This window comes from Brachybacterium sp. GCM10030267, assembly GCF_042666875.1.
Lineage (GTDB): Bacteria > Actinomycetota > Actinomycetes > Actinomycetales > Dermabacteraceae > Brachybacterium.
Window position 1 is genome coordinate 19,375 of the sequence record NZ_JBHTCX010000002.1, and the last position, 16,726, is coordinate 36,100.

Consider the following 16,726-nt stretch of genomic DNA (forward strand, 5'->3'; position numbering starts at 1 on the left):
GCAAGTAAGGCAAGCAGGCCGGACGCCGACGTGCCATGGGCCTCACCCAGGCGTCAGCTGTGGTCCTCGGGTGCCGGCGCCCAGCGGGCGATCTGGGCGGCGAGGTGCCCGGCGCCGTAGCCGTTGTCGATGTTGACCACGCCGATCCCCGGGGCGCAGGCCGAGAGCATGGTCAGCGCCGCGGTGTGGCCTCCGGCGGCCACGCCGTAGCCGACGGAGGTGGGCAGCGCGACCACGGGCGCGCTGATCTGCCCGGCGATGACGGTGGGCAGCGCACCGTCCATCCCCGCGGCGACGACCACGCAGGCCGCCTGGCGCAGCTCGGGCAGTCGGGCCTGGAGCCGGTGCAGGCCGGCGATGCCGATGTCGGCGATCAGGCGGGTGGGCCGGCCGAGGTAGCGGGCGGTCAGCTCTGCCTCGCGGGCGACGGGCAGGTCGCTGGTGCCGGCGCAGGCGACGACGACCTCTCCCCCGCTGGGCGCGGGCGGCTCGGCGGGCCAGGCGAGGATCCGGGCGTCGGCCTCGTAGTGTGCCTGCGGCAGCGCGGCGAGCACGGCCTCGGCCCGCTGCCGGTCGGCGCGGGTGAACAGCACGGGGCCGAGATCCTCGCGGCCGTCGGCGTGGAGGCGGGCGTACTCCGCGGCGATGGCGCCGACCTGCTCGACGCTCTTGGCGTCGGCGAGCACGGCCTCCGGGGCGCCGCGGCGGCGGGCACGGTCGAGGTCGAGCTCGGCGAGTCCGTCGATCCACCCGTCGGCCCCGGGGCCCGGCTCACCCATGAGCGCTCGCGCCCTTGCCGACCACCTGCAAGGAGAACAGTCCCGAGCGGATGCCGTCGAGGTCGATCGTGACGTGGCGGAACCCGGCCTCCTTGCCGGCCTGGACCAGGGCGGTGCGGATGCCGGGCTCCATGGCGCGGGGCAGTTCGTCCGTGGGCAGTTCGATGCGGCCGATGTCGCCGTGATGGCGCACCCGGCAGTCGCTGAAGCCCTGCTCGTAGACGGCGTCCTCGAGGTCGTCGATCTGGCGGAGCTTCTCGGGGGAGACCTCCTGCCCGAAGGGCACGCGGGAGGCGAGGCAGGGAGCGGCAGGCTTGTCCGCGACGGGGAGGGACAGGGCGCGGGCGACGTCCCTGACCTGCTGCTTGGTCATGCCGGCGGTGGAGAGGGGTCGCAGCACCCGGTGGCGGGTGGCGGCGCCTGCGCCGGGGCGGTCGTGGCGGGTGGCGTCGTCCGCGTTCTCGCCGTAGGCGACGGCATCGAGCCGGTGCTCGCCGACGATGTCGTCACCGATGCGGGTGAACAGCTCGTCCTTGCAGTGGAAGCAGCGCGCGGCGTCGTTCTTCGCGTACTCGGGGTTCTCGGCCTCGCGGGTGTGGACCTCGATCACGCCGGCACCGATGACGCGGACCACCCGGTGGGCGAGGCGGCGCTCCCGGCGGGCGAGGGACGGGGAGACGCCGAGCAGGGCCACCACGTTCTCGGCGCCGAGGGCGCGCACGGCCAGGGCGAGCAGGGTCGCGGAGTCCACGCCCCCGGAGTAGGCCACACCGAGGCGGCCGATACCGCTGAGCTGCGCGGCAATCTCGTCGGCGTGGGCGAGGGTCTCGCCGACGAGGGCCTCGGGCGTCATGGACTGTTCGTCGATGTCGGTGCGGCCCGGGTGGAACAGCGACGCCGGGGCCGGGGCCGGGATCTCGCTCGGGGCCGGGGTCGCGCTCGAGCTCGGGGTGCGGGTGGCGGTCACTGGGAATCGCGCTCCTCGGCGAGGCGGAAGAGGACCTCGCCGGCGTGGTCGATGACGAGGGTGTCGGGGTCTTGGCGCAGGGCTTCGATGTCCAGGCTCGCCGGGTCGACGTAGCCGACGTTGTACTCCGCGCACACCTCGGGCGAGATGGAGGTGGCGAAGGAGCGGTTCACCCGCTGCTTCTCCTCACCGGTGACCGGGTCGTAGGTGCCCAGGCCGGTCACGTGCGTGGAGTGGGCGAGCTCGCCCCAGGGGTGGTCCTTGAACCGGTCCCACTGCTTCGTGAAGTACTCGATGTTGTGGTAGCCGATGTCGCGCAGGCCGGGGTGCATGGCGGCGACCTCGGTGATGTGCGGGGCGTAGATGATGACCTCGCCCCCGTCGGCGCACACCGGCTCGGACTTGTAGAAGCCCTTCGCGCCGGTCCAGATGTCCTCGTACATCTCCGGGACCAGGGCGACGATGCGCTTGTAGGGCTTGTCGACATAGGTGATGTGGGTTTGTGCGGAGATCTTGGCCATCGCGGCCCAGGCGGCCTGCGGGTCCCCGTAGGCGATCGCGCCGAGGTCTGCCCCGCCTTCGGCGACGTCCATGGTGAAGCAGTGCTTCTCGGCGTCGATGAGGTCGCTGGCGGCATCGATCAGCTGTCGCACCGGGGTGATGCCGAGGGTGCCGATGATGCGGCTGGCGGTGATGAGCGCGCCCACCCAGTGGGAGATGTCGATGACGTCGTGCACCGAGCAGCCGGGGAAGAAGTACTTGTTGCCGCCGGAGAAGCCGACCACCTCGTGGGGGAAGACGGGACCGACGACGAGGTTGACGTCGCTCTCGACGCACAGGCGGTTGATCTGCACGCGCATCGGGACGTCGGTGAGCAGCCCTCCGGTGAGTTCGGCGATGCGCTCGGCGGAGATCTCGCCGAGGTCGGCGATCTGGTCGGGGTCGTGCCAGGCGTGGTTGACGACGGTCCACTCGGGATAGGTGGCCTGGGCGCCGCGTTCGGTGGCCCCGAGCAGCGCATCGATCGAGTCCTGGTTCATCGCGGCGTGGGTGCCGAGTGCGATCAGCACGGTCACGGAGGCGGCGCGGCCGGCGAGCGCGTCGTGGATCGCGGGGAGCACCTTCGACAGCGGCACGTTGCGGGTGCCGTCGGGGATGATCAGGCAGACGCTCTTGCCGTCGTAGTCGGTGCCGGCGAGCTGCTCGGTGACGAACTGGCGGATCTGCTCGTCGGTGAGTGTGCCCTCCGCACCGCCCAGCAGGGCCGCACGTTCGGCCAGGCCCTCCGGGATCGGCTCGATGGTCGGCATCGTCGTCGTCTGCTCGCTCATCGCTCCACTATGCGCTGGGCGGGCTGGGGGTGCCAAGGTCGGGCGGGGTGTTGCCATGCGGCGACGCGGGCACTTCCCGCGAGCCGCGCCCCAGCTACTGCTTCTCGACCGGAGTCAGGGAGTCACAGCAGTCAGGTCGGTCACCGAGAACACGGGCCACCCGATCTCGGTGCGCCACTGCGATCGGTCCCGGGTGTCGCGAGGTCCCACGAGGTAGCTCTCTCGGACCGGACCAGCCACGCTGAGTGCGTTGGCGACGACCCAGGCGCCGACCTCGCCATAGGTCACATCGATGTCGTCGTGGTCACCGACGTGGGTCGCGACTGCGAGCTCGACGGTCGGCAACACCGCCGGGTGCACGCGTCCCCTGTTGGGTGGGTCCTGCGACGGCCGGTACACCAGCACGTGTCCATGACCTGCCGCGAAGAGGGCATTGTCGTACACGCCTCCCGGCGTTCCGTCAGGATCTCTCAGGGTCGCGTCGAGCTCGGCCATCGCACCGGCATACCAGCCCAGGACGTCATCGAGATCGACGTCGCCCTCGACAGCGGCGACGGTGGTCGGAGGGACGGGGCGAACCTCGACGTGCACCGGCGCGGGGTCGGGCGCGAGAAGGCGGCGCAGCGACTTCACGGCGGCCCGGGTCCGCTCGAGCTCGGACTCCAGACGGTGGAGGTGCTCGGCGACCAAGTCGGACCGGCCCTGAGGGTCTGCCGCCTCGAGGATGCGCCGAACGGTGGCGAGCGGGACATCGAGGTCCCGCAACCGATGGATGACCTGCGCCGTGGGAATCTGGTCCGCATTGTAGTAGCGGTACCCGGTCAGTTCGTCGACGTGGGCGGGAACCAGCAGCTCCGCCTCGTGGTAGCGGCGCAACGTCCGCACGCTCAGGTGGGTCAGTCGCGCGAACTCTCCGATGCTGAGGCCACTGGGCACTCTCGCAGTATGCGCTCTCTCCCTGGGGGAGAGTCCAGTGCTTGACCCTCAACCACGTGGAGGCGGGACTGTCGTCGCATGACGACTCACACCACTCCCCCGACCATTCATTCCGCAGCGCTTCCGGACACGATCCGCGCGTTCCTCGCAGCCCACACGGCCCGCGAGGCAGACGCCGCGGTGCGCACGTTCACCCGCGACGCCGTCGTCGTCGACGACGGCGAGATCTTCCACGGTACCGAGCAGGTGCTCGCCTTCCTCCGCAATGCCGGCAGCCAGTACACCTACACCACCGAGTTCATCTCCGCCCGGCGTGAGGACGACGCTCACTGGGAGGTCGTGAACCGCATCGAGGGCGACTTCCCCGGCAATGTCGCAGACCTCACCTACCGGTTCACCCTGACCGACGGCCTCATCAGCGAGCTGACCATCGGCTGAGTCGAATAGTCCCGGCGCTGGTTCACAGGCTGCTGTGACCGTCCATCCCGAGAACACGCTGCGAGAGCTCGCGTCGAGCACGACGGCCGCTGTCGAGGCAGATTCGCCTTCTTGATGGCACCGATCGCCCGAAGTACCGCATTCGCGCATCACCGCGCACACGCCGGATTCGGCAGAAATGAGGAAGAACAATGAGCACCATCGAAGGAATGGTCGTGAACGTAGTTCTCGTCCACGGAGCGTTCGCTGACGGGTCGGGATGGCGTGGCGTCTACGACCGCCTGACCGACCGTGGTTACCGCGTCACCATCGTCCAGAATCCGCTGACATCGTTGGAGGACGACGTCGCCGCCACGCGTCGGGTGCTGGACCTCCAGGACGGGCCGACCATCCTGGTGGGTCACTCGTGGGGCGGCACCGTCATCACCGAGGCCGGTGTCCATGACAAGGTCGCCGGCATGGTCTACGTCGCGGCCCTTGTGCCCGACGCCGGCCAGAACTCCAGCGAGCAGTACGAGGGATTCGCTGCAACCCCTGACTTCGTCATCGACGTGGGCGCGGATGGATTCGGGTTTCTCAACCGCGACGCGTTCAAGAAGGGATTCGCCGCCGACGCCAGCGACGCAGAGGTTGCCTTCATGCGCGACACGCAGGTGCCCGTCAACATGTCCGTCTTCGCCCAGACGGTCTCGCAGGCAGCCTGGCGACAGAAGCCGAGCTGGGCGGTGTTCGGCACCGAGGATAAAGCGTTCGACCAGGCCATGCTCACACACATGGCGGAGCGCGCAGGCGCCGCAATCGCCACCGTCCCGGGCAGTCATGCCGTGTATGTGACGCAGGCCGACGCGGTCACCGACGTCATAGTCGCTGCAGCTGAGGGCGCCTCGACCGTCGGTCGATAGCCGCTGCTCGCGGGCGGCTCGCCTCGAACGACGCGAGCCGCCCGCGCAGCAGCCCGTGACCCCGGCGGCAAGAGCGGCCTGTTCGACGCCACACTTGCGCGGGCACTGCGTCGCATGGCCGAGAACGTCCCTCCGCGCCCGGAGGACCTCGCGGGCTGGGCCGGAGAGGTTTTCGACCATCATCAGCGCTTCCCCGAAGTGCTCCGCCTGAGCATGTGGGCTCAGCTCGAGCGACCCGAGGCCGCCACTGAGCCGAGCGATGCCTATCGAGACAAGACGCTCGCCGTCGCAACGGCTGCCGCCCACCCGCTGACAGCCGTCGACGTCCTGGTCTTCATCTACGCCATCGCGCACGCCTGGCAGCTCTCACCGGAAGGGCTCACCGGTCTCGAGCAGAATGCGGGCACGGAAGAGGCGCTCGCCGCTCGCCGACAAGCAGTCGTCATCGTTGTCGAGCGGATGCTGCAGGCCGGCACCTGAGACGAGGCAGCGTCCCAGCAGCCGAACAGGCACTGCCGCCTGTCGCAGTGTGTTGACGGCGACTTGATCCAGGGCGATGGCCATCGTGGCGACGAGCATCGTGGTCAGCGCGAGTGAAGACGTCTCAGCTTCCGTGACCGTCGGCCGTGGTGGGCAGGATCGTGTCCGCGAGCGAATGCGCCGTCGCCGCCAGCGTTCCGACGTCCATCCCGGTGCGTCCCATGAAAGTCACGCCCTGCTGCGCGGCCAGGAGGGCCCGGGCTGTGGCGACCGGGTCGGCGGATGCGCTCAGGTCGCCCTGGGCTTGCGCACGGCGCACGCCGTCGGCCAGCACCGCCGTCACTCCCTCGTAGGCCTGCCGCGCTTCGGCAGCGACGGCGGGATCGGCGGTGGCCAGCTCGGTAGTGCTGTTGGCGAGCAGGCAGCCGCGTCGCGCGGCCACGCCGTCAGGGTCGCCGACCGGCATCGTCACGAAGGATCGCAGCGCCTCGACCGCCTGCGGCGCGGAGTCGAACGACCGGCGCAGCGCGCGATCGAGTGAGGCGATGTATCGGCGCAGCACCCGCAGGAACAGCTCACGCTTTCCCCCAAAAGCGGCGTAGAGGCTGCCCTTGCCCATATTGCTGGCCCGCATGAGGTCCTGCAGCGAGGTCGCCGTGTAGCCGGCGTCCCAGAATTGATCGCACACCGCACGGAGCACCTCGTCCTCGTCGAACTGTCGCGGCCTCGCCATGCCCCCAGGATATGGGTTTTTGACCGGTCGGTCCACCATGCATGTATGGTGGACCGACCGGTCAAGAACCAGCGCGAGGCCCCGTGACCGGGTGGGTACCCGCCTCGCCTCGACGCAGGACACGGGATAGGACCAACGCTCATGGGACAGCTGGCAGACAAGACGGCCCTGGTGACCGGCGCGAGCACGGGCATCGGGCTCGCCGCCGCCGAATGCTTCGTCGCCGAGGGCGCGAACGTATACATCACCGGGCGGCGCACACAGGAGCTCGAATCCGCCGCCCAGACGTTGGGCGATCGAGCGATCCCGATTCAGAACGACGTCTCCGACCTCGATGACCTCGACAGACTGTTCGGACGGATAGCCGACGACGGGAACCGGCTCGACATCCTCTTCGCGAATGCCGGAGGGGGCGAGGCGGGCCAGCCCCTGGACGCGCTCACCGCGGAGGCCTTCGACCACACCTTCGGCATCAACGTCAGAGGCACCGTGTTCACGGTTCAGAAGGCGCTCCCCCTGCTCAACAGCGGCGGGAGCATCGTGCTCACCGGCTCCAGCTCGGCACGTCGCGGCGTCGCCGGCTTCGGCGTCTACTCCGCCACGAAGGCGGCATTGCGGCAGTTCAGTCGGGTCTGGGCCGCTGAACTCGCGCCTCGCGGCCTGCGCGTCAACATCGTCGTGCCCGGCTCGACCGATACCCCTGGGCTCCGCGGCCTGGCCGAGAATCCGAGTCACGCCAAGGCGATGCTCGAGGGCATGGCCAGCGGTATACCGCTGGGCCGTACCGGTGAACCCGCCGAGATCGCCAACGCTGTCCTTTTCCTGGCCTCGGACCAGTCCAGCTTCATCACCGGCAGCGAGCTGTTCGTGGACGGCGGCGAGGTGCAGGTCTACCCATGATCGAGACGGTCCTTCGGCTCTCCTGGGCGCGCGAGGGGCCGCAGGGAGTGCTGATCGCCTCTGCGTCCATCCTGTCGTGGCAGGCAGGTTCACGGACGAACCGCCTCGTCCTGCATCTCTGCGTCCGGCAGCGCGCGGGTGGTGACGTGCGGCGCCAGGACCGCGGTGGCGACGGTCAGCCCCACGGCGGCACAGACGAAGACGGCTGGCACGCCGATCCAGCGACCGACCAGGCCGCCAGCCAGCGCTCCGATCGGCACCACGCCCAGAACGACGAGGCGATATGCCGCGGTGACGCGTCCCAGCAGCCGATCGGGCACTGCTGCCTGTCGCAGTGTGCTGACGACGACCTGGTTCACGGCGGTGGCCATCGCGGCGACGAACATCGCGATCAGCGCGAGCGAAGATGTCGTGCTCAGGCCCAGGACGGCGTAGCTCAGCGCGGGCAGGAGGCCCCGGCCAGGTGACGACCCCTCCCCCGAGCGGGCCGCAGTCGTGGTCTGCTTGAGCGATGAGTGATCTGACCACACCCACGGTCGAGATGCTGTGGGAGCGAGCGTCCCCTCATGACGTGCTGCGTGATCGGTTCGGGTTCAGCGATGCCCAGGCGGCATCGGAGTGGATCACGGAGACCGTTCGGGCCGTCTGGGGGGTTGATGCTTCGGACTGCACGCGCATCGTGATGTCCGACAAGAACGCGCTGGCATGGCTGAGTTCGTCGTCGGGGTCTCTGGTCGCCAAGTGGTCGATCGCCCGCGAGAAGTTCGAGCGTCTGGATGCGCTTTCGCGCATCGTCTCTGCCTTGGCTGACGACGACATCCCTGTCTCGGCACCGGTCGTTGCTCTAGATGGCCGGTTGCAGGTGGAGGTGGACGGCGTCTCCCTGGCCCTGCAGCGCAAGGTGCCGGGACAGATCCTTGACGTGGACGACCCGGCTCAGGTGTATGCCTCCGGCGCCGTTCTGGGTCGCTTGCACCACGCACTCGCCCAGGCTCCCGATGCGGGTGGCGTGCTGGCCTCGCCCGAGGGCGTGCCGAGCCTGTCCGAGAGAATCGAGGCATGGCTGCACGGTGACCGTGCGCATCTTCCGCCACAGGCAATCCGGACGTTGAGAGATGCACTGCCTGACCGAGGCGACGACCGGCCGGTGCAACTCTTGCACGGAGACTTCCGATCCACGAACGTCCTGTGGTCTGACGGACGGATATCTGCGGTGTTGGACTTCGACGAAGCCCGGGTCGACGACCGGCTCGATGAGCTGGCGCGTTCCGCGGTTCTCCTCGGCACGAAGTTCACGGAATGGGAGCCGGTCACCCCGGACGTGCGTGGCGAGTTCTTGCGGGGGTACGAATCGACCAACTCTCTGACCGACTCGGAGCTTCGATGGTGGCGTGCGCTGGTTCTCTGGTACACGCTCGCGATGGTGCCGATTTCGGACACGTCCTCGAGCTGGTCGCACGCTGCGGTCGAGGAACTCTCGGCCCCGCATTGGACTGGTCGACGACCTTGACCGCCATCGAGGGCGCTCGCGACAGATCCGCGCGGCGAGATGTACTCCGACCGGCCGGGTGGCGGAGCAACTGCCAATGGCAGCTCAAGGCATCTGCGACCCTCGGTTGAGGCCGTTGCTCCTCGCTTCCTCCTCCAGGCTGACGACCCCGCACCGAGCCCGCTGTTGACTGTTCGCCATGCCTTCATCCACCTCCCCTTCCCCCCGGCGATTGATCCTCGGCATCGCCTCAGTCGGGCTTCTGAGCGTCATCGTTCTCCTTCTCGTCCGTGGCATGACGTACCGAGGAACCGTCGCCTGGTCCGCAGGTCTGCCTGCGCCCGTGCAGACCCTGGCCGAGGCGGTCTCGGAGTACGGCATCCTCGGGCTCATCGCTCTGTTCGGCGTGGCCGCGTGGCGAGCGCGTCGATACGGAGTGAACCGGCTCGCTCGCGGCATCGCGGCCGGCTTCGGCGTCATTGGCGCGTACATCGCCAGCGAGTCCATGAAGATGCTGGTCACTGAGATGCGCCCGTGCCACAACTTCTCCGTGCGCACGATCACGAGCTGCCCGGAGGCTTCGGATTGGTCCTGGCCGAGCAACCACGCCACGATCGCCGTCGCGATCGCTGTGGGCGTGCTGGCCATGGCACCTCGGCTCGGACTGCTAGCGCTTCCGATGGCGGGCCTCGTCGCAACGTGTCGTGTCGTGGTGGGCGTTCACTACTTCCATGACGTCCTGGCCGGGGCGCTGCTCGGGACCGTGCTCGTCATCCTCGCCGCCCGTTGGGGGACGCCTCCCGTCCGACGGCTCCTTCACTGGTCCACGCGCTTCTCGATCGTCAATCGGGTTCTCTCGACGGAATCGCCCCGCCATCAGCCAGGGGGCGCTCGTCGCGCGGATCGACGCCTATCTCGGATGTCGCTGCGCGCCGCTCACTGACGCTTGGTCCGATGTTGGCCGTGCCCGAAGCGCGGCGGTTTATGCCGGTCGAACCCGGGGGATCAGGTGCAGCGCAACGCCCTGCATCGACGCTGCCGGGGAAACTTGATTGCCCTGGACGGATCGGCCCCGAAGACTGGCCCCATGCCCGACGAATCCACCGACCGAACCATCCACCAGCACCCGCTGGCCTATCTGCTGGGCCTCGAAGGCGTGGCCCTCATGCGTGCTTTCGCCGGCGAGCACGACCGGGCGTTCACCGAGGCTCGGATCGCCGAGGTGCGTCACCTCCTGGACCGCGCGGACGAGCTCGGGCCGGGGATCGATGTTCCTCCCCTGCCGGTGGCCGATGGCTATGACGGCTGGGCGGAGAGTTACGACGGCGAGGACAACGGCTGCTTCCCGATGCGTGACGATGTGCTCGCTCCGATGCTCGATGCCCTCCATCCAGGGCGCGTCCTCGATGCCGCCTGCGGGACCGGTGCGGTCACCCGGCAGCTGGTCGACCGCGGCCACGACGTCGTCGGCGTCGACTTCTCCGAGGCAATGCTGGCGCGCGCCCGCACGGCCGTCCCCGAGGCTCGATTCCGGGCGAGCTCACCGCTCTTCCTCTGCCGGATGGCGATGTCGACCACGTGGTGTGCAGCCTGGCGTTGACCCACCTCCGTGACCTGGCTCCGTTCTTCGCCGAGGCGGCGCGGGTCATGCGACCCGGCGGCCATCTGATCGTGCTCGACACCCGCGGCCACTTCATCGGATCGCCGCGCTATCCCCTGGTCAAGCAGTCTCCCGACGGCCGCACCGGGCACATCACCGGATTCAGCCACGGCCTCGGGGACTATCTGCGCGCCGCCCTACCGCACGGTTTCGGGGTGCGGGCCTGCGAGGAGACCTTCCGCGGCGACGTCACCGTCGGCCCCGAGGACAAGGCAGCGCCGCTGACCCCCGGTCCGCCGAGCATCTGGGAGCTGCATCCCTGGGCGGCCGACGCCACCAACGCCGCCAAGGCGGGGCAGTCGTCCCTGGTGGCCTGGACATTCGAGCTGGTACCCGGGTTCTGAACCCGATTCGCTCGCGCCCGACTGCGGCGCCCGCTGCTGGAGGCTGACCCCACCTGCGGTCACGGCTGGAAGCGCCCGAAACCGGCGCTCCCCGGCGGGCGCCGGGGTGTCCGGCTCCGTCGGGCGTGACGTACGGTCGAAGCACGCTGCTCGCCCCGCATGGGCGACCTCATGCCACAGCACGAGAGGAAGGCATCCCATGGATCACATCCGTCTTGGTCACTCCGGTCTGTACGTCTCCCGTCTGGCGCTGGGGACGATCCCCTTCGGCTCCGGAGGCGGCTTCGAGAAGATCGCCGGGCTCTCGGTGGACGATGCCCGTCGGCAGCTCGACGAGGCCATCTCCCGCGGCGTGAACTTCATCGACACGGCCAACATCTACTCGGCCGGGGACTCCGAACGGGTGCTCGGCGAAGCCCTGGGGAATCGCCGCGAGGACATCATCCTCACCTCCAAGGCCCGCACCTCCATCGGCGAGGGCCCCAACGACACCGGCGCCAGCCGGCAGCACGTCACCCGCGCGGTCGAGGACAGCCTGCAGCGCCTGGGCACCGACCACCTCGACCTGCTGTACATGCACCAGTGGGACGGCCAGACGCCGATCCTCGAGACCATCCAGACCGTCACCGACCTGATCCGTGCCGGCAAGGTCCGCTACTGGGGCGTGTCGAACTACAGCGCGTGGCAGCTGACCAAGACGGTGTACGAGGCGCGGCAGGCCGGGCTCGAGGCCCCGATCGCGCAGCAGGTCTACTACACGCCCGAGGCTCGCGAAATCGAGTACGAGATCATCCCGGCCGCCCGCGACCTGGGGGTCGCAACGTTCGGGTGGAGCCCGCTGGGCGAGGGCCTGCTCAATGGCAAGGTGCGCCGTGGCCAGGAGACGCCGTCGGATACGAGGCAGGGCACGGGCTGGCCGGAGCCGCACGTGACGGACCGCGAGCGCGCCTACGACCTCATCGAGCTGTTCGACGAGATCGCCGAGGACCTGGGCTGGACGATCCCCCAGGTGGTGATCTCCTGGATCCTCAATCGGCCGGGCGTGGACGGCACGGTGATCGCCGCCCGGTCGTTCGAGCATCTCCAGGAGGACCTCGACGCCGCCGACCTCACCCTCCCCCAGGAGGCCCGTGACCGCATCACCTTGGCCTCCCAGCAGCCGGCCTACTACCCGCTGTGGCACCGCCTGCTCAACGGACAGGACCGACCGGAGCCGGCCGAGGCCGAGTTCTACCAGGAGCACCAGCGGGCGCTGGACGCTGCAAAGGAGGAGTGACCCCGGTGCGCGGCGCGCTAGGGAAGCTGGTCTGGTCACTGCCGGAGTATGTCGCCTGATGGAACGGGGCCACCGGGCACCGGCGTGATCCCCAGGCGCGCCCGGAATCCACCCTGGGGTTGATCCTCACCATCCCGTAGGCGGATCCGCGCCGCGCCGGCCCGTTCGTAGTCTGCGGTTACTCGCCGGGAACGGCTCGGCGGGAACGCAGAGACGAAGGACGACCCCGTGAGCACCTACAGCACGATCACCCACCACGGCACCGGCAAGGGCACCGCCAGCTTCGTCCTCGGTGTCTGCTCCCTGCTCGCCGGTTGGATCCTGATCGCCCCGCTCGTCGGTCTGCTGCTCGGCATCTCCTCGCTCGGGAACGAGCCGGCCGCCCGCGGCCGCGCCGGATGGGGCATCGTGCTGAACCTCCTGTCGATGCTCGGGTGGATCATCGCCTTCGTCCTGCTCGCCGTGGCCGGCGTCGGCCTGACGTTCCTCAACGGCAATCTGGACGTGGGCTCACTCCTGGGCGCATGACTCCGGCCCGGTGCGCGCTCGGACGCCGTGGTCGCGCCCTGATCGGGGCCCTCAGACAGTGTGAAGAGACCACCGCTGGCCCCGCTGCTCTACGGGCCTCAGGCATCGCTCTCAGGCCGACGGCCGCTTCGTCCGCATCACCTTGTGGGTGCCGTCGCACCACGGCTTGATGGCCGATCCCCCGCACATGCACACGGCACTGACCGGTCGCCAGGTGCGGTGCTCCTCGCCGTCCTCGTCCTGGATGACGTGCTCCCCGCGCAGCAGCATCGGGCCGCCCGGGCACAGGACGACGTCGGGGTGAGCGTCTGCCGCCTCGGCGCTCATGCTGCCCACTCCGCGAGCATCCGCTCGGCGTAGCGATCGTCGACGTGCATCGAGGCCCAGGCGCCGAAGTAGATGTTCTCGTACTGGTCGGGGTTCTCCTCCAGCAAGGTGCCGCAGACGTTCCGGATCGCGAGCTGCTCGTGGACCGCGTCGGCCTCCACGTGCTCGGTGTAGTACTCGATGATCTCCGCAGGGAATCCCAGGCGCTCCAGGCCTCGGGCGACCTTGCGGGATGGCGCGGAGCTGGTGGCTTCGAAAGCGCCGAGGAAGCCGAGGGACGCCGCCCGCAGCCGGCGGTTCAGGCCGAACATGCTCATGACGTTGTCCTGCTCGAGGATCTCCAGCGGGGCCTCGTCGATGTAGGCGCCGAACTCGGAGGACAGGCCGCTGGCCTCGAGGCCACGCGCGAAGAGCTGGGCGTGCAGGCGGTTGGGGTCGCCGCCTCCGTACTCGTCGTACTGCAGTTCGACCACGGCCGCTTTGACCCGGTTGGTCAGCCGCGGGATCGTCCACGTGGTGTGGTCGGATTCCTTCAGCGTGTAGATCGACTTGTGGCGCAGGAACTGGCGCATCTGGTCCGCCGTGGCCGCGCTCTGCAGGTGGCCCACGACCGACGGGCCGTCATGGCCGGCGACGAAGGCGAAGAAGTTCTCGGCGAAGTCGCCGGGCTCGGGGAATTCAGGGGCGCGGTCGCGGAGCTCCTGTTCGAAGCTCTGTTCCAGCTGTCGTCGCAGGCCGATCAGATGCGGGTCCCATTCCAGCTCATCTGCAACATCGTCGAAGCCGCGGTGGTGCAGCTCGAACAGGGACCACAGGGCGATCTGGACGTCGTCAGGGCCGTCGGCCTCGGGAACCGACCCCACCCGTGCGGTCTCCCCCGAACGCATCGCGTCCAGGACCGCGTCGCTGAGGGATCCTCGCGCCGTGGGGGTCAGCATTGCTCGCTCCCGGTTCCGACGAATATCCGTGGCGCTGCAGCGGGTCGCGCAACGGTGGGCGGGCACGTCAGCGGGCGCATGGAAGTCCTCATCTCGCGGTCATCGACGCGCGGCCGGGAACAGATCGCCCGGAGTCTATGGCCCTGTGCGACTGCGGCTCACGCACCTGCCCGGGACGCGTGAGCCGCGGTCGGGGCGGTCCAGCTAGGCGGCGGCACGGAAGGCCTGGTCACGAGGGTGCACGACGACCCGTACGGTCAGCTGACTGACCCGCGGCAATCATGAACCTAGTGGTCGGTACGCTCACGACGGCGGGCTCCGGTCGCATGTCGGTGTGGCGAACGGAGTGCTGGACGGCCTGGCGAACGGAGTGGCGGCAAATACTGATCACCTCGAGGCAGCTTCAGCGGACGGGTGTACCCACTACACTCCTTCTCACGTTATAATCTACGGAGGGCGACGATGGTGTCACGCCATGAGCGACGCGCGCAGGTGCGCGGCTGGCAGCGCGCCGTCCTGGTGGCGTTCGCCCTGGGAGGGTTCTCGCTCTCGAGCTGGGCGACGCGACTGCCTGCCATCCGCGAGACGCTCTCGCTGGACAACGCGCAGCTCGGCCTTGCTCTGCTCGCCCCCACCATCGGCTCGGCGCTCGGCCTCGTGGCGGCACCGATCATGCTGCGCACCTCCGGGGCACGACGTGCTCTACTGGTCATGCTCGGTGCCGCGGCTACCGGGATCGCGGTTGCGGGTGGGGCGGTCTGGGCGAGCAGCGTGGCGGGATTCCTCGTCGGCCTGGGAATCGCCGGGCTCGGGATCGGGGCGACCGACCTGCTGATCAACATCGACGGCGCCTCGGTCGAACGTCTCGCCCGGCGCACACTGATGCCGTTCCTGCATGCAGCCTGGCCGGCGGGTGCGGTCCTCGGCGCCGGGATCGGCGCCGTGTGCGCACGGCTGGGGATCGCACCCGCGGCGCAGCTGCTCGGGCAGGCGGTCCTCGTCGTCCTCGCCGCGGTAGTCCTGGTGCGGTTCGTCCCCAGTGGGTCGCGGGGCCTGCGCCGGCGGAAGGATCCCGGGACGACGTCGCGGCGCCGGCTCAGCGGCGTGGTGGATCTGCGCCTGCTGGCGATCGGTGTCGTCATGTTCGCCGCGGAGTTCGGCGAGGGCGCCGCAAACAGCTGGCTGAGCATCGCCATGCGGGATGCCCTGCGGCAGTCCGAGGCTTTCGCCGCCGGAGTCGTCGGCGTCTATGCGGCCGCGCAGGTGCTGATCCGGGTGGCCGGCGGCCCGCTGGTGGACCGCTTCGGACGGGTGACGATGATCCGCGCCTGCACCGCGCTCGGCGCTCTCGGCGTGGCTGCCATGGCCCTGGATCTCGGCGTTCCCCTCGCGGTTCTCGGCGTGCTGCTGTGGTCCGTGGGGGTCTCCATGGGTTTCCCGTTGGGGATGTCCGCCGCGGCCGAGGGGCCCGACGGCGCCCGTCGGGCCTCGACCGTCGCCAGCGTCGGATACGTCGCGAACCTCGTCAGCCCGCCGCTCATCGGCTTCCTGGCCAGTGGCTACGACGTGCTGACGGCGTTCTGGCCGATTGCGGGGCTGTTCCTCCTCAGCGCCGCACTCGCTCCGGCCTTCCGCTCCTCCCGGCGGCGGACCTGATCCTGCAGCGGCCGTCCCTGAACAAAGGCGTGGGGGCACGACGACGTCTGTACCGTGGGCCGTATGAGCGATATCCGGGTGTTCGCGGGCCGTGCCAGTGAGTCGTTCGCGGCCCTGATGTGCGAGCGGCTCGGCGTGCCGCTCAGCGACACCCGGTTGCAGCGGTTCGCCAATGACTGCCTGGAAGTGCAGCTGATGGACAACTGCCGGGAGCGGGACGTCTACCTCGTCCAGTCCATCGCCGCCCCGGTCCAGGAGCACCTCGTCGAGCTGCTGCTGATGATCGACGCGGCGCGCGGGGCCAGCGCCTCACGGATCACCGTGGTGATGCCGCACTTCGCCTACGCCCGCTCCGACAAGAAGGACGCCCCGCGCATCTCCGTCGGCGGCCCCCTGGTCGCGGACCTGCTGGCCACCGCGGGAGCGGATCGGGTGCTGACGATGACGCTGCACGCCCCGCAGGTCCAGTCCTTCTTCCGGATGCCGACCGATCAGCTTCACGCGCTGCGGGAACTGGCCGATCACTTCTCCGGCGAGGACCACTCGAACACGACCGTCGTCTCCCCCGACCTCGGCAACGCCAAGAGCGCCACCGCGTTCGCGCGCCGGATCGGTGCCCGCGTCGCCGCGGGCGCCAAGGAGCGCTTCGAGGACGACCGGGTCGTGATCACCTCCCTGATCGGCGACGTCGCCGGCCGCGACATCATCGTCCTGGACGACGAGATCGCCAACGGCAGCACGGTCATCGCCATCCTCGAGCACCTGCGCAATGCCGGTGCCGGGCGCGTCCGCGTCGTGTGCACCCACGGGATCTTCTCCAACGGCGCCCTCGACCGCATCGGTGCCGCCGAGGAGGTCGACGAGATCGTCACCACGGACACGGTCCCGCGCCAGGGCAAGGACCACCCCAAGCTCAGCGTGCTCAACGTGGCCCCGGCCTTCGCGGAGGCCGTGCGCAGGATCCACAGCGGCGACTCGGTCAGCGCGCTGTTCGGCCCCACGGCGCTGTAGGCGGCGACCCCGCGGCACCTCCCGTCTCTAT

Annotated in this window: 18 protein-coding genes and 1 pseudogene; 11 read left to right on the top strand and 8 right to left on the bottom strand. The window is 69.4% G+C overall.

Annotated features, from left to right (window positions below; genetic code table 11):
• Nucleotides 1-53: 53 nt before the first annotated feature.
• From larB to ACFQS2_RS00485, 4 genes are all read right to left on the bottom strand, one after another.
• Nucleotides 54-779, bottom strand: coding sequence for a nickel pincer cofactor biosynthesis protein LarB (gene larB / locus ACFQS2_RS00470; protein ID WP_377792344.1), 726 nt, complete (start codon nucleotides 777-779; stop codon nucleotides 54-56).
• Nucleotides 772-1,746: an ATP-dependent sacrificial sulfur transferase LarE gene (gene larE, locus ACFQS2_RS00475; protein ID WP_377792345.1), complete on the bottom strand. Its 975-nt coding sequence runs from the start codon at nucleotides 1,744-1,746 to the stop codon at nucleotides 772-774. Before larE ends, larB begins: the two co-directional genes overlap by 8 nt.
• Nucleotides 1,743-3,077 (bottom strand): lactate racemase domain-containing protein, encoded by a 1,335-nt coding sequence (locus tag ACFQS2_RS00480; protein WP_377792346.1) that lies wholly within the window; start codon nucleotides 3,075-3,077, stop codon nucleotides 1,743-1,745. Before ACFQS2_RS00480 ends, larE begins: the two co-directional genes overlap by 4 nt.
• Nucleotides 3,078-3,191: 114 nt before the next feature.
• Nucleotides 3,192-4,013 (bottom strand): MerR family transcriptional regulator, encoded by an 822-nt coding sequence (locus ACFQS2_RS00485; protein WP_377792347.1) that lies wholly within the window; start codon nucleotides 4,011-4,013, stop codon nucleotides 3,192-3,194.
• A gap of 78 nt (nucleotides 4,014-4,091) precedes the next feature.
• Between ACFQS2_RS00485 and ACFQS2_RS00490 the strand changes: the two genes are divergently transcribed.
• From ACFQS2_RS00490 to ACFQS2_RS00500, 3 genes are all read left to right on the top strand, one after another.
• Nucleotides 4,092-4,451, top strand: a complete 360-nt coding sequence (locus tag ACFQS2_RS00490; RefSeq protein ID WP_377792348.1) for a nuclear transport factor 2 family protein — start codon at nucleotides 4,092-4,094, stop codon at nucleotides 4,449-4,451.
• Nucleotides 4,452-4,642: 191 nt separating this feature from the next.
• On the top strand, nucleotides 4,643-5,353 hold the full coding sequence (locus ACFQS2_RS00495; protein WP_377792349.1) for an alpha/beta fold hydrolase: 711 nt from the start codon (nucleotides 4,643-4,645) through the stop codon (nucleotides 5,351-5,353).
• A 114-nt stretch (nucleotides 5,354-5,467) separates the two neighbouring features.
• Entirely contained in the window at nucleotides 5,468-5,833 is a 366-nt protein-coding gene (locus ACFQS2_RS00500; RefSeq protein ID WP_377792350.1) for a hypothetical protein, read from the top strand.
• 124 nt (nucleotides 5,834-5,957) lie between these two features.
• Here ACFQS2_RS00500 and ACFQS2_RS00505 read toward each other — a convergent pair whose 3' ends face one another.
• Nucleotides 5,958-6,566, bottom strand: a complete 609-nt coding sequence (locus ACFQS2_RS00505; RefSeq protein WP_377792351.1) for a TetR/AcrR family transcriptional regulator — start codon at nucleotides 6,564-6,566, stop codon at nucleotides 5,958-5,960.
• A 141-nt stretch (nucleotides 6,567-6,707) separates the two neighbouring features.
• On the opposite strand from ACFQS2_RS00505, the gene ACFQS2_RS00510 reads away from it, so the two are divergent.
• On the top strand, nucleotides 6,708-7,466 hold the full coding sequence (locus ACFQS2_RS00510) for an SDR family NAD(P)-dependent oxidoreductase (protein WP_377792352.1): 759 nt from the start codon (nucleotides 6,708-6,710) through the stop codon (nucleotides 7,464-7,466).
• Nucleotides 7,467-7,555: 89 nt separating this feature from the next.
• Here ACFQS2_RS00510 and ACFQS2_RS00515 read toward each other — a convergent pair whose 3' ends face one another.
• Nucleotides 7,556-7,996 carry a hypothetical protein gene (locus ACFQS2_RS00515; protein WP_377792353.1) on the bottom strand — a complete coding sequence of 147 codons (441 nt, stop codon included), beginning with the start codon at nucleotides 7,994-7,996 and terminating at the stop codon, nucleotides 7,556-7,558.
• On the opposite strand from ACFQS2_RS00515, the gene ACFQS2_RS00520 reads away from it, so the two are divergent.
• The 5 genes and pseudogenes from ACFQS2_RS00520 (at nucleotide 7,978) to ACFQS2_RS00540 (ending at nucleotide 12,763) form a co-directional block, all read left to right on the top strand.
• Nucleotides 7,978-8,976, top strand: a complete 999-nt coding sequence (locus ACFQS2_RS00520) for a phosphotransferase enzyme family protein (protein WP_377792354.1) — start codon at nucleotides 7,978-7,980, stop codon at nucleotides 8,974-8,976. The genes ACFQS2_RS00515 and ACFQS2_RS00520 overlap by 19 nt on opposite strands.
• 274 nt (nucleotides 8,977-9,250) lie before the next feature.
• Nucleotides 9,251-9,898 (top strand): phosphatase PAP2 family protein, encoded by a 648-nt coding sequence (locus ACFQS2_RS00525; protein WP_377792355.1) that lies wholly within the window; start codon nucleotides 9,251-9,253, stop codon nucleotides 9,896-9,898.
• 429 nt (nucleotides 9,899-10,327) lie between these two features.
• Nucleotides 10,328-10,959: pseudogene (locus ACFQS2_RS00530) on the top strand (class I SAM-dependent methyltransferase).
• Between the two features lie 199 nt (nucleotides 10,960-11,158).
• Nucleotides 11,159-12,235, top strand: coding sequence for an aldo/keto reductase (locus tag ACFQS2_RS00535; RefSeq protein ID WP_377017797.1), 1,077 nt, complete (start codon nucleotides 11,159-11,161; stop codon nucleotides 12,233-12,235).
• A gap of 228 nt (nucleotides 12,236-12,463) precedes the next feature.
• The gene (locus ACFQS2_RS00540) at nucleotides 12,464-12,763 is read left to right on the top strand and encodes a hypothetical protein (protein WP_377017799.1); all 300 of its coding nucleotides are present in this window, start codon (nucleotides 12,464-12,466) and stop codon (nucleotides 12,761-12,763) included.
• 111 nt (nucleotides 12,764-12,874) lie between these two features.
• Here ACFQS2_RS00540 and ACFQS2_RS00545 read toward each other — a convergent pair whose 3' ends face one another.
• Both ACFQS2_RS00545 and ACFQS2_RS00550 read right to left on the bottom strand, forming a co-directional pair.
• On the bottom strand, nucleotides 12,875-13,090 hold the full coding sequence (locus ACFQS2_RS00545) for a CDGSH iron-sulfur domain-containing protein (protein ID WP_377017801.1): 216 nt from the start codon (nucleotides 13,088-13,090) through the stop codon (nucleotides 12,875-12,877).
• Nucleotides 13,087-14,028 (bottom strand): iron-containing redox enzyme family protein, encoded by a 942-nt coding sequence (locus tag ACFQS2_RS00550; protein ID WP_377017804.1) that lies wholly within the window; start codon nucleotides 14,026-14,028, stop codon nucleotides 13,087-13,089. Before ACFQS2_RS00550 ends, ACFQS2_RS00545 begins: the two co-directional genes overlap by 4 nt.
• Nucleotides 14,029-14,490: 462 nt before the next feature.
• On the opposite strand from ACFQS2_RS00550, the gene ACFQS2_RS00555 reads away from it, so the two are divergent.
• Both ACFQS2_RS00555 and ACFQS2_RS00560 read left to right on the top strand, forming a co-directional pair.
• Entirely contained in the window at nucleotides 14,491-15,684 is a 1,194-nt protein-coding gene (locus ACFQS2_RS00555; protein WP_377017806.1) for an MFS transporter, read from the top strand.
• 63 nt (nucleotides 15,685-15,747) lie between these two features.
• A complete protein-coding gene (locus ACFQS2_RS00560; RefSeq protein ID WP_377017808.1) occupies nucleotides 15,748-16,695 on the top strand; it encodes a ribose-phosphate diphosphokinase in 948 nt (315 codons plus the stop codon).
• Nucleotides 16,696-16,726 lie beyond the last annotated feature (31 nt).